Origin of the sequence: Alkalihalobacillus phoenicis, assembly GCF_047302405.1 — a bacterium.
Taxonomy (GTDB): Bacteria; Bacillota; Bacilli; order Bacillales; family Bacillaceae_D; genus Alkalihalobacillus.
Map to the genome: position 1 here is coordinate 1,824,612 of NZ_CP154853.1, position 11,764 is coordinate 1,836,375.

Here is an 11,764-nt window from a genome sequence, read left to right on the forward strand (position 1 = left end):
CAAATTTGACATATACCATTATGTGATAACTGCTTTATTTTTTAAAGCATACAAATGGATTTATTTATTCATTCTTTTCGACCATTTTTTGTTTCCCTATTTTTTCGCAGCTTAAACTACTTTTTTATAAAAAGTGTATATTATTATTAAAATGTTCTAGTTCGATTGATTTTATTCTCTTCTACCTTTTAATAAAAGAGAGAAGACATACCGATAAATGAAGGTTTTTAATCTTTTAAATCAATCATCTCGATGTTTCAAAACAGTGGTTATTATTTTTTAACTGAATTACGTATAAATAAATCGATAGTGTGCACATTAATGGGTGAATAACATTTAAAGGAGGATTATTTTGAAGTTTATACAAAGAACTTTAATCTTATTATTAATTGTCGCCCTTTTTAGTGGTTGTGGTTTTGGGAATCAAGCGAATCCAGGTCCTGATGCAAATCGCCTAGAAACCCAAAATACTCGTGGAAATAATATGCAAACACAAGATAATAATGGGGATAACAATCAAACACGGATGGAAGTTGCTAGTGAGGCGGCTGATAAAATCACTGATTTAGACGAAGTAAGCAATGCAAATGTCATCGCAGCTAATCGAAATGCTTATGTAGCCGTTGTGTTAGACGATGATAGAAAAGGCGAAATACGCCAAGAGCTTGAGAATGAAATTTCAGAAGTAGTTAAATCAACGGATTCAAATATCCAAAATGTATTCGTATCAGCGAACCCAGATTTTGTTGATCGAATGACAGGTTTTGGAGATAGAATTCAAGAAGGCCGTCCGATTCAAGGGTTATTTGAAGAATTTACAGAACTGACTCAAAGAATTTTTCCAAATGCCCGTTAATCACACAAATTAATTTAATTAAAAAAGAGAAAGTCTTAAAGGTTTCGATATCCCTTGAGACTTTCTTTTTCTATACTTTGTTTACTGATTAAAGTGGCACTTATTATACGATAATCGTTGCAAAGGCATCCTCTTCTCCATTGTTAAACAATTTGATGAAATCAAAGTCCTTATTATGAAAACGCATTTTAAATATTTTACTTTCACCATGTTGAACCGTATCATCTGAATCAAAATGAATAAATAATTGATTATTAATAATCTCACACGTAATATTGGAATAACTTGTTGTAGGATGTTGAAAAATGACATACATCTCTTTTTGTTCATTTTTAACAATCAATGAGACACCCTTCTCAAACTCATAATGAAGAACATCTAATAGTTGGTATACCTTCTCATAATCAAAAACCAATTCTTCAATAACCGTTCCATCGTCCAATTTTTCTTGAGCAACCACATCAAACTGAGGTTGTTTTCCAAGAAAAAATAAAACGATTATTAACGCAACAATAGCTACGATTATTAGCAACCCAATCCTTTTATTCATAATATGCCTCCTTGTAAATTAAGTACAATCAATGTTAATACTTAATCAGCAAGGCCTCTCCCCCTTATGAACTACCTATTTATTTCGATAAATCTTAGCCTTATTTTCCCTTTATTACCTCATTATATAATAAAAACACTCTATTGCTGGAGAAAATGTGTTAACTTTCTAAACGAGATCGATTTTTTATTAATATCTTCTAAATAAAATGAATGAAAAGAAAGGTGGCTAATATGGAGAAAAAAGCTGAAGTTAAAATATTAAATGATTTTTTACAAGGAAATTATATGGGGATTCATTCATATGAGCACTTAATTGAAAAAATCGAAAGCCCTACCTTAAAAGATTCATTTATTAAGATTCAAAAAGACCTCAAAACTCATGCAGCGATCATTTCTGAACGAATTCAGCGACTTAATGGGACTCCGGTCACTAGTGAGGGGCTGATTGGAAAAGTAGAAAGTTTTGTAGGAAATCTATTTGAGAGCTACAAAACGGATGAAGATATTATTAAACATGCCATTAAAGGAGAAAATATATACGGCATTCGAAACTCAGAAAAGCTCGTTCGAGATAAACTTGGAGATGAAAATCTGCAACTCGTTCATCAAATTCTTGAAAAAGATAGAGAGCATATTGATTATTTAAAATCGCTACTTCATTCATGAGCTATAATCCATTCCTTGTTTCATCTGTAACAAGAAAAGAAGACATAACTTAACACGAATCGCCAAATGTGAAGTGCTCTTTATGGAATACTTTACATATAGACATGTATGGTAGTTTTTTATTATTTTTTAATGCTTTTTTATTTTCTAATGCCATTATGGTACGCGAAATTATGGGTTTAAGCTATCTATTTCTTCTCCACCTCTGATAAAGAGCTTCATTGGATAATCAAGTGTTTTCCTTTACTATTAAAATCATTGACTTATCCTAGTAATTATACGCCCCTTCAATTGAGCTCTGTCAATTTTTTTAATATTGGATTCGGTAATGCCTGTTCAAACCATTTAGAATGTACGGAATTATCGCTTTTATGTGCTTTTAAATAGTAATAAAGAGAATCTGCCTTATCCTTTCGAGCCATTAGTTCATAAGCAACATACCAAGCAACTGGATTTGCAACTTTTACACCATTCCACACAAAACTAACCTCATTAGGTATTTGTATCAGCTGTTGTTCATAATAAATTGAAAAGTGACCAATAAATTCAAATGTTACATTCTCGATGTTTAATTGTAAAACATAGTCGCTCCCAAAAGAACTATCTCCTTTTTTCTTTTGCGGAGTTATCCATTTCTTTTCCAAGATTTTTACTAATTCGTGTTCTGATGCTTCAACCATTAGATCCCAATCATTTACTTGTTCAGATAAACCTAATGCATATAACAAGCCACTCCCACCCAATGAGTAATCGATTTTGTTTTCATCTAAAACTTCTACTACTTGCTGTAAAAGACTCCATTTTTTGAGCATATATACGTCTCCTTTTTTATGTCGAACATTAAGTCCTCCGCTTTTTGGGAAGTGAATCAATCGACCTCATTACTTGTTCAATGATTAAATTCAATAAATCCCCAGCTAAGATTTAGTAACTTAAAGACCGTTATCTTGAAAGAGATTAATCAAAATAACGGTCTTCATACAAGTTGTTGAGAGCTTTACGTACTTATCTTTTTGAATGGGGCCCAATCTCCCCATGGTTTTGTTCTAAAAGCTCCGAAACGGTCACAAATTCATAACCTTGCTGGTCAAGTTCTTTCATCAAATGAGGAAGAGCGTCCGCCGTAGCTTGATGTATGTCATGCATCAGAATAATAGCTCCGTCATGGACATTATTAAGGATAACTTTATTAATTTCATCCTTATCTCTGCTTTTCCAATCAAGGGAATCAACAGACCATAAAACCATTGGTATTCCGATGTCTGAAATAAGAGAGATTACCCCGTCATTATATGAACCATATGGAGGTCTCATCGTAGAAGGACGGAATCCAACTGCTTCTTCAATTTGTAGACTTGTTTCCTCCAACTCGTGTTTTATTCTTTTAGGTTCAAGAGTGACTAAATTAGGATGACTCATTGAATGATTTCCAATTTCATGCCCTAACCGTGCTACCTCTTGGACTAATCCAGGGTAATATTCTACTTGTGTACCTAACATATAAAAGGTAGCTTTAGCACCATATTCACTTAATGTATCAAGGACTTGAGGTGTTACTTTTGGATGCGGTCCATCATCAAATGTAAGAGCCACGTATTTCCCGTTCGGATCTAATTCCTTCCATTCTGACTCTATAATCTCTTTATCTATATCCCCCACCTCTACTTTCTCAGAATCTATTAATATATCTTCATTAATATAAGTTAAGATTTCATCAAGTGGGATATCAACCTGCATGAGACCTACAGCACCAGCAGCAATTTCATATTTATCAAAATAAAGCGAGAATACGTCACTACTTAAAGACCATTTCCAATTTGTCGGTTTTGTTAAGGCATCTTTTAATTGGTCTTCAAATACAAAGCTAAACCGCTCCTCATCTTCTTGTAGTAAACTAAAAGCCAGTTGATAAATTGTATCAACTGAATCTTTATTGACAGCTAGGACTTCTTCCAATTCCAAGATTTTTCCTTTTTTAAGGTCAATAGTAAACGTAGTAATATCTTGATTTCCGTTGGCTCCCCCATAATACTGATAGTTACTAAATATAAAACTATATATATGACTCGTAATTTGCTGAGTGGTCATTTGAATATTTAAATGTGCGAGATGCTCCTCATTAAAAATATCCTTATTTAGGTCAACTTGCTCTAGAAATTCTTTCTCTTTATTCCTAAGCCACTCATGTACATTCTTGTCAATAGCTTCAATCCCCGTTTCCGGTACAACAATAGAAGATGTATAAATTTCAGTTTGTTTTGTTTTACTGACAACATCAATCCCTGAATATTTCGTTTCAAAATTTTGGTCATTCTCATCTATTATTTGACCATGAGAGACTATCACCTCTTGAGCCTGTATGGTTTCAGTATTTTTCTTTAATAGACTAAAAAAGAAACTACTTACAACAATAACCAAGATAAGAAGCAACAGCCAACCAGGCCACTTAATTCGCCTTATCATCTAATACAAATCCTCTCTCCATTTATCTCACATACAAATCAATATACTACCAAATTAATTCCAGTAAAACAATAAATTTTTTATGTGAAATATAGGGAGCAAAACATGGTTTAATATATTTGTAGAAATGACTTCACCAAACACTGACAAGATTAAATGGTAAGAATACTTTGCTCTAAACAAAACACGCCACCAATACAAGCCTGACCCATAATAAAACTCGCCTAATTAGAAGCCCTCAAATCCCCAACTCCTCTATTAGATATCTTGAACAATAAATTGATTAAATCATCTGATTATAAGGTCACTTCCCTTATTGACCTTCTTGGACTAAGATGTGTTTCTTTTAACGGGTAACCACATCTAAAAATTAATAATCCGTTCCATGATGGATCTTCAGTAATCTCCTTTAACTTAGCTCCGAAAAGTTCGGGTGCATTAAGACTTTTTTCACGATCAACCATCTCATTTAACTGACTTAATGGTTGCATACCTATCCCAAGACTCGCTCCGTATAAATGAATTCTTTGCCATGCTCTACCTGCTCTAGCACGTTGTACATTATCACTAGCATCTTTTACAGATAGTAAGCCATAAGCTGCTGCTGTAGCCGTATGGGTATCTTTCGTTGCAGATAACCAAAATTGATCGTTCTTTTTATGTGACAATGGGGGTAATATCTTACCAAGTGCTCTAATTAAAAAAGAGCCACCTTGTGCGTCCAAGGTTATTCCATCACGTTCCTCTTGTATGTCTTTCCAATTCTCCTTGAACCATTTATTCGTATCCGCACTCATTTCTTTATCTGCTATGATCGCTTCTGTTGCTTTTACAATTAAATTTCCTAACATTTGTTTTTCTTCAGTAGAGGAAAACCATGAAATTTTTACCTTTTTCTCATCTACTATTAGATTTTCTACTTCTGTAAAGATTGTTTGAGAGATCAGATGGTTAGTATCATATTCTCCACGGTGTGTATGTCTAAGAGGAATAGCTTTATATAATGGGGAATCATATTTTCTACCTTGCTCAAGGTCAATACGAGCAATACAGTATGGATCAAGACTATTAGGTGTATAAACTAATTGTGGTTGATACCCGTTTGCATAGGCAGACAACATGAGATTCTCAATCGCACATCCTAGACCAATAAACATTTCTCTCCTCAATGGATCGATCGTACCGATGTTTCGGCTCTCATCTGCATATATTTCTATAAAAGAATCCGTTACTTTAAATAGCCAGGGCTGAGTGTTATGAGGGTTAGAAGCTAAAATAGCATCATTTACTAAAGCAAGTACACCCGTTTTTAAATTTTCTTTACTAATATTCCACGGCTCGTAAGCTGGTCCTTTTCCCGTACTAAAAACACCTTGGTCAATCGCTCTCCACGTTAATCCTGCCCACACAACTACTAGAAAAGCAGCTCCTGATTTCTTTAAAAAGGTTCTTCTAGTCATCTTTTCAGATTCAATGTTTTCTTTTACTCTCATCTAATCTCTCCTTCATTTAGATAAGGTTGAATAACCGTCATAATTAGCTGAATACCTTGTTCTATTTTTTCTTCTGATACTTCTTCACCGCTAGTTTCAAGAAAAGCAAGCCAATAATTACTGATGATCCAACTAATTTTTAATAAGTCTTGTACCTGTGATTCGCCTTGCGATATAGAAAGAACACCAGCATCAATAAAATATTGAAAAAATTTCTTTTGTTCAGTCATTCGTTGCTCTTGTATTTGTTGATGTCTGTCTTTTAATAGAGGATCCATTTTCATTAATACAATAAGCTCACGATAGAAAAATCTGTATTTCCACTCTAATTGAAAGCTAGCTCTTATGATTGACTTTAGATCTTCAAAGGAAGGCAACCAATTTGAATTCGGAACTTGCCAAACACTGTCCCATTCTTGAATCATTTTTTCTAAAATAGCTCTAATAATCTCCTCTTTATTTTTGAAATGATAATATAGGTTCCCTGTGCTAATCCCAAGTTCCTTTGCCATATGATTTGTAGATACTGAACTAGTTCCTTCTTGATTAAACATAATGATAGCTGTATCGATAATTTTTTCTTTAGTCTTATTCAACAGAATATCCTCCTTCACAAAATAGAGTAAATACTCTAAATCTAACTTTAGAGTATTTACTCTATTAAGTCAAGGGCCGTACACATAACAAAAAGGCAATTCATTATATTTAATGAACTACCCTTAATTCCTGTCAAATATATATTAAGTTAGAGCAAGTTAGTTCAAGGCACTACTCTGTTAAACATCGTATAATAGTTAAGTTCCTCTAATGCTGCTTTACGATTACTTTTTCACTTTTCCCAGCAACAAATCCACACATAGCAATTCCAACGGATGCTAACATAAGAATAAGAAGCGGTGTATTCCAACTATTTGTCCACTCTGCCACTAACCCCAAAAAGATGGGTCCTATCGCAGCTATCATATACCCAATTGACTGTGCCATACTAGATAATTGAGATGATTCCTCTATCGTATTAGTACGTAATACAAAAAAAAGCATAGCTAAACTAAAGGCTGTTCCAGCTCCAACTCCTGTTATAAGTAAACATAGCATAATCAAATTTGATGATATAAAAGTAATACCTAATAATCCAATAAAAAATAAAACTCCTGATAATAACGCCAAATAACTTTGATGCTTAAATTTGAATGCTATAAGTGGTACTAGAAATGTTGCTGGAATAAGCCCCACTTGGAATAGGGCAATAAACCAACCCGTTTGTTCTTCAGCAAATCCCTTTACTAGTAATATATCAGGCAACCACGTAAACAAACTATATGGAATGAACGATTGCAGCCCCATATAAATCGTAACTGCCCAAGCAACTTTCGACTTAAATAAAGCATTTGTTGGTTGATTATTCACTTTACTAGGTAAGCTGTTAGTTTCCCTATTAGCTGGTAAACGTAAAATTAGTAATAACATGGCTATCAAAGCCAAAATACTCCAAACTTGCATCGAAGAACGCCAGTCTATTCCTTCAATGTTAGTAATAGGAATAGAAAGACCAGATGCAAGAGCTCCAAATATATTCATAGAGACAGAATAAAATCCGGTCATCAAACCAACTCGATACGGAAAGCTTAACTTAATTAAACCTGGCATTAGAACATTCCCGACAGCAATGGCTATACCTACTAGAAACGTACCGAATAATAAAACCGAAATTCCCCCAGTCCCTCTTAAAAAAATACCAAAGGACAACACTAGCATCGCAAGTAAGAGGACTTTTTCCATTCCTAATCTTCTGGCTAACGCTGGAACAAATGGTGAAAATAATCCGAAAGCTAATAATGGGAGAGTATTAACGAAACCAACTAAAGCATTCGAAACGCCTAACTCTTCACGAATCATTGGAATTAAAGGCCCTAATGAAGTAATTGGTGATCTTAATATAGAGGCAATAAACAAAACAGCTAAAATCAACAATACCAAAAAATACTGTTTTTGATTACGTTTTTTCATTTTCATTACTCTCCTCCTTACCTATGAAAATACCACATACCTCAAAATAATTTACCATTTTTTATTGCATTTTATCAACTTATACTATTAATAACGGCCTAACAAGCTTTTAGATAAGTGGTTCACTTTATAAAGAAAACCAGTAGATGTTTTTTTCTACTGGCTACTCATTTAGAATAATTTATAATAATATTTAATTTTATTTTGTTAATGGGACCAAATAGGTTATGGCTATTCAAACTCTACCTTAACAATGTCTGGTTCTCTCCCCCTTCTTGTAAGAATGACCTCTGCTTCATAATCATTTTTCCACTCTATTGATATAATTTGAGGAAGTTTCGTTTTCATGATGGACTTGTCATCATATTTAATTCTAAGGATAGGATCTGGAAATGCGTCTACCTTAACCACTTCAATTTTGTTTATATCATTTGGAGAAAAGCTCACCTCTAATTGAGTCTCTTCAGGTGACTTTAGAAAGAACAACCAACCTAGTGCCAAAATGACTAAAAGCACTAAAAAAACTAGCCCCAAAAAACAGCCAATTCCAGTTAAAAGTTTAGTTTTTTGTCGCTCTAAGCTATCATCTTCATTCCAATCCATTTTTATGATATTTCCTTTCTTTACAGATGGAAGTTATGAATTCTTTTTAAGACACTCTGTATATCTCTGCTATAACTATCAAGTTTTTTAGTATTTTTAGATCGTTCTCTCATACCAAAATAAATACGTAGACCCTCACAAATTTCTGCTTAGTTTACTAAGTAATACATACAAATTATAACATTCTATTTGTACATACTATAGACCGAGTGGTATCTATCTTTATAAATAACAAAAACTATTCCACTTATAGCTCAAGGAATAGTTTTATAATCTTCCCTATGGTTGAATTCTTACTCTTGTTCCAATCGGAATCGTTGCTGCTAACTCTTCTACATCGGCATTAAACATCCGAATACAGCCATGTGAGACGGATTTTCCAATCGAGGACGGATCGTTGGTACCGTGAATGCCATAATGCTGTTTTGAAAGGGACATCCACATCGTTCCATAAGGCCCTCCAGGGTTTGGTGCCTTATTAATAATCACAAAATCACCCACTGGCGTCTCCGTTAACATCTTTCCAACTGCAATAGGATATGTTTTTACTACGGTTCCATTTTGTAATAAAGTCAAAGTATGATTAGAAAGAGATACATGTATTTCATAAGGTAATGTATTTGGGTCTGGCAAGCCAGGGATGATAATAGGCTGACCGATGTACAATACATTTGGATTAATCATTGGATTTGCCTGGATAATTGCAGCAAATGGTACCCGGTAATCAATTGAAATCTGCCATAACGTTTCTCCTGATTTAACAATATGACGATACATTTTAAGAGCCTCCCGTATAGATTATATTTACTACTATATGTGGGCTCTCGTTTATCTGTTCAGTTAAATCATTTAAACACTTTCCAACGACGGATTTAATGACTTCTTTTTAAACTGAACAACTTGGTCTCCTTTATAAATAAAAGCATGTTCGTAAATGGCTTGATCCGATAAAATCGTTTTTAAAAAATAGGACAAATTTGCGACACCGACATTTTCATGATGTAAAATCCATTCAATTTTTTTCCAATCTAAAATTCCTTCCTCAGTTTTGAGCGGTGTTATGTATGGAATATGTTCTGGAAGTTCCGCCACAAAAAGATAAAGTCCATCATAATATGTATTCTCTATGTCACTCCACGATAGTGTTCCTTTATAATGGACATCCTCTTTTTCAAACAAAAGACCTGTCTCTTCTTGCATTTCGCGAATAATACTCTCAAGCGGTTCTTCACCAACTTCTATTTTCCCACCAACACCATTCCAAGCCCCCATCCATTGTGGCTTTTCACGATTTAATAACAATATCTCATCTTTTCGCTTAATAAAACAAAGTGTATACGTATGCATTCGTTCCACCTACCTCAAATTCATTGACTTTTATTATTCCATTTATGACATAATAACAACAAAACTTGGTTAATGAACACAATTAGCAATAGTTACTATATAATCATATCAAATATCGATTTTTTTTGTTACGATTAATTGACATTAATTTCTTATCGGAGGTTTTTTTGTGAACAGTTTATTTATGACGATTATCCTTGTTTCCTTCGTTGTTTCTATAATAGCTAGTATCGTTATTATGAAAAAGAAGCAACATAAATACATAGCACTTGCCGTTGCCTTTGGAATTTCTGCTTTTATTTTAGTGGCAGCTACACCCGTTGTTTATAGTATGGATAATCAAATTTTTGAAAATCAAACAAATCGATTTTTTGAAAGCTTAGGAATTTACACGCTCATTTATTTTATACCATTAGTTACACTCGTAAACTTTTGCCTCATTCATCTGCTTGATAAAAAAGAAGGAGAGAAAGAGGAAGAAACCAATTAATCAAACACATGGCACTACTCGAACTACATGAGAAAATCAATTACTATAAGGAAGTAGATGAGAAAATGATCCTCATCTACTTTTTTAGGCCATTTCTACAAAATTTAAGTTAAAAACAGAAAACCATTTGCAAAACTCTGAAAGAAAAAAGGAATATGAGGAAAGATAGCGAATACCTTACATGTTAATCTGGATAACTCACTTCGTATATCAGAACGAGTTTTCGATAACTCGTTATTTTTTTGCTATCTTTTGTCCAAAATAATTAAAAAAGATACAAAGTTTCTCCATTTCTATGGTAAACTCTTAATGTTAAGGGGAGGTCAAGATGAAAAAATTACCGTTCTTATGTTTGTTGGCATTCGTATTAGTCGGATGTGTCGACACAACTCAAACAAATAATGGCAGCATAGATATTCAACAACAATTAAGCGACCTTAAAGAAGAAAACAATGAATTACGAGCTGAAAATAGAGAGTTAGAAGAACAATTAAACGCTAAAGAAATTGAATATCAAATTGCAACGGATGCTCTTCACCAGCAAGTAAATAATAGAGAAGAGCAAATAGATGAGTTGCAAGAGCAACTTAGTTTGTTAGATCCGACTGTTCCACATTCTGCGATCCTAGAGACACTATTAAATTTGTCATTGGACGTATTTACGGCTTATAATAATCAAAATGAAACTTTTATTGAAATGATTAGTTCAGAAGATGCGGACTACTTACCCATTTCCTCATTTTATCATTTCACTTTGGAGACTTTAGAATTCCGAGCGATTAACTTAATTTCCGAAGATGAAATTGACGTTATCTTTGCTGAAGTGGACGACAAATCAAATGTTGAATATTTATTAACCTTTGAGCTAATTGATGATGAATGGAAATTAGCCAACTTTGATATTCATTAAACACCGACTAAGAGGCTGGGACATAACTAGCTTTAGAAAGTAGAAAACAAGTCTAAAGAACATTTTTAGTTGTTTTTCGGCTCTTTATTCCCCCGTTTTGAATTTCATCACTTCCTGCTATTACTTACAAGGATGAAAACGAAGATTATCCTGTGCCCTAGTGGACGAAAATATGCGGAGACTCCCGCGGGATCTAGTGGCCGTGCCACCCCGCAGGACGCGGAGCATGTTTTTCGGGAGCGGTGAGTAGAACACCATATAAATAGAACGAAAGCCAGTGACGTTTTAAATGAGTAAAATGTCACTGGCTTTTCCTATCAAAGGAGGTTTTTATCCCAGCCTCTTTATATTAGAGACTATTTGAGCAACTAGAATAA

At 33.8% G+C, this 11,764-nt stretch carries 13 protein-coding genes; 4 read left to right on the top strand and 9 right to left on the bottom strand.

Going from position 1 to position 11,764, the window contains the following annotated elements; genetic code table 11:
- The first annotated feature begins 349 nt into the window (after positions 1–349).
- Positions 350–856, top strand: coding sequence for a YhcN/YlaJ family sporulation lipoprotein (locus AA0017_RS08650; RefSeq protein ID WP_413382498.1), 507 nt, complete (start codon positions 350–352; stop codon positions 854–856).
- A gap of 103 nt (positions 857–959) precedes the next feature.
- Here the strand turns inward: AA0017_RS08650 and AA0017_RS08655 are convergent, their stop codons facing one another.
- On the bottom strand, positions 960–1,406 hold the full coding sequence (locus AA0017_RS08655; protein ID WP_413380958.1) for a hypothetical protein: 447 nt from the start codon (positions 1,404–1,406) through the stop codon (positions 960–962).
- A 233-nt stretch (positions 1,407–1,639) separates the two neighbouring features.
- On the opposite strand from AA0017_RS08655, the gene AA0017_RS08660 reads away from it, so the two are divergent.
- Entirely contained in the window at positions 1,640–2,074 is a 435-nt protein-coding gene (locus AA0017_RS08660) for a DUF2383 domain-containing protein (protein ID WP_413380960.1), read from the top strand.
- A gap of 287 nt (positions 2,075–2,361) precedes the next feature.
- On the opposite strand, the gene AA0017_RS08665 is transcribed toward AA0017_RS08660, so the two are convergent.
- The 8 genes from AA0017_RS08665 to AA0017_RS08700 all read right to left on the bottom strand — a co-directional run bounded on the left by AA0017_RS08665 (position 2,362) and on the right by AA0017_RS08700 (position 9,987).
- Entirely contained in the window at positions 2,362–2,886 is a 525-nt protein-coding gene (locus AA0017_RS08665) for a hypothetical protein (protein WP_413380961.1), read from the bottom strand.
- A 193-nt stretch (positions 2,887–3,079) separates the two neighbouring features.
- Positions 3,080–4,537, bottom strand: a complete 1,458-nt coding sequence (locus AA0017_RS08670; protein ID WP_413380963.1) for a polysaccharide deacetylase family protein — start codon at positions 4,535–4,537, stop codon at positions 3,080–3,082.
- 296 nt (positions 4,538–4,833) lie between these two features.
- Entirely contained in the window at positions 4,834–6,030 is a 1,197-nt protein-coding gene (locus tag AA0017_RS08675; RefSeq protein ID WP_413380965.1) for a hypothetical protein, read from the bottom strand.
- Positions 6,027–6,626 (bottom strand): TetR/AcrR family transcriptional regulator, encoded by a 600-nt coding sequence (locus AA0017_RS08680; RefSeq protein ID WP_413380967.1) that lies wholly within the window; start codon positions 6,624–6,626, stop codon positions 6,027–6,029. Before AA0017_RS08680 ends, AA0017_RS08675 begins: the two co-directional genes overlap by 4 nt.
- Before the next feature lie 208 nt (positions 6,627–6,834).
- Entirely contained in the window at positions 6,835–8,043 is a 1,209-nt protein-coding gene (locus AA0017_RS08685; RefSeq protein ID WP_413380969.1) for a CynX/NimT family MFS transporter, read from the bottom strand.
- A 225-nt stretch (positions 8,044–8,268) separates the two neighbouring features.
- Entirely contained in the window at positions 8,269–8,640 is a 372-nt protein-coding gene (locus tag AA0017_RS08690; RefSeq protein ID WP_413380971.1) for a hypothetical protein, read from the bottom strand.
- A 279-nt stretch (positions 8,641–8,919) separates the two neighbouring features.
- Complete coding sequence (locus AA0017_RS08695; RefSeq protein WP_413380973.1) at positions 8,920–9,417, bottom strand: L,D-transpeptidase family protein; 498 nt, start codon at positions 9,415–9,417, stop codon at positions 8,920–8,922.
- A 72-nt stretch (positions 9,418–9,489) separates the two neighbouring features.
- Positions 9,490–9,987 (bottom strand): NUDIX hydrolase, encoded by a 498-nt coding sequence (locus AA0017_RS08700; protein WP_413380975.1) that lies wholly within the window; start codon positions 9,985–9,987, stop codon positions 9,490–9,492.
- A 169-nt stretch (positions 9,988–10,156) separates the two neighbouring features.
- Here AA0017_RS08700 and AA0017_RS08705 point away from each other — a divergent pair, with 169 nt between their 5' ends.
- Complete coding sequence (locus AA0017_RS08705; protein WP_413380977.1) at positions 10,157–10,477, top strand: hypothetical protein; 321 nt, start codon at positions 10,157–10,159, stop codon at positions 10,475–10,477.
- A 328-nt stretch (positions 10,478–10,805) separates the two neighbouring features.
- A complete protein-coding gene (locus tag AA0017_RS08710; protein WP_413380979.1) occupies positions 10,806–11,387 on the top strand; it encodes a hypothetical protein in 582 nt (193 codons plus the stop codon).
- The last annotated feature ends 377 nt before the right edge of the window (positions 11,388–11,764 follow it).

Excerpts from the sequence above, each read along its gene's own strand:
- AA0017_RS08655 (WP_413380958.1), bottom strand. The coding sequence starts at position 1,406 with ATGAATAAAAGGATTGGGTTGCTAATAATCGTAGCTATTGTTGCGTTA.
- AA0017_RS08670 (WP_413380963.1), bottom strand. The coding sequence starts at position 4,537 with ATGATAAGGCGAATTAAGTGGCCTGGTTGGCTGTTGCTTCTTATCTTG.
- AA0017_RS08675 (WP_413380965.1), bottom strand. The coding sequence starts at position 6,030 with ATGAGAGTAAAAGAAAACATTGAATCTGAAAAGATGACTAGAAGAACC.
- AA0017_RS08660 (WP_413380960.1), top strand. The coding sequence starts at position 1,640 with ATGGAGAAAAAAGCTGAAGTTAAAATATTAAATGATTTTTTACAAGGA.
- AA0017_RS08710 (WP_413380979.1), top strand. The coding sequence starts at position 10,806 with ATGAAAAAATTACCGTTCTTATGTTTGTTGGCATTCGTATTAGTCGGA.
- AA0017_RS08685 (WP_413380969.1), bottom strand. The coding sequence starts at position 8,043 with ATGAAAATGAAAAAACGTAATCAAAAACAGTATTTTTTGGTATTGTTG.
- AA0017_RS08690 (WP_413380971.1), bottom strand. The coding sequence starts at position 8,640 with ATGGATTGGAATGAAGATGATAGCTTAGAGCGACAAAAAACTAAACTT.
- AA0017_RS08700 (WP_413380975.1), bottom strand. The coding sequence starts at position 9,987 with ATGCATACGTATACACTTTGTTTTATTAAGCGAAAAGATGAGATATTG.
- AA0017_RS08665 (WP_413380961.1), bottom strand. The coding sequence starts at position 2,886 with ATGCTCAAAAAATGGAGTCTTTTACAGCAAGTAGTAGAAGTTTTAGAT.
- AA0017_RS08695 (WP_413380973.1), bottom strand. The coding sequence starts at position 9,417 with ATGTATCGTCATATTGTTAAATCAGGAGAAACGTTATGGCAGATTTCA.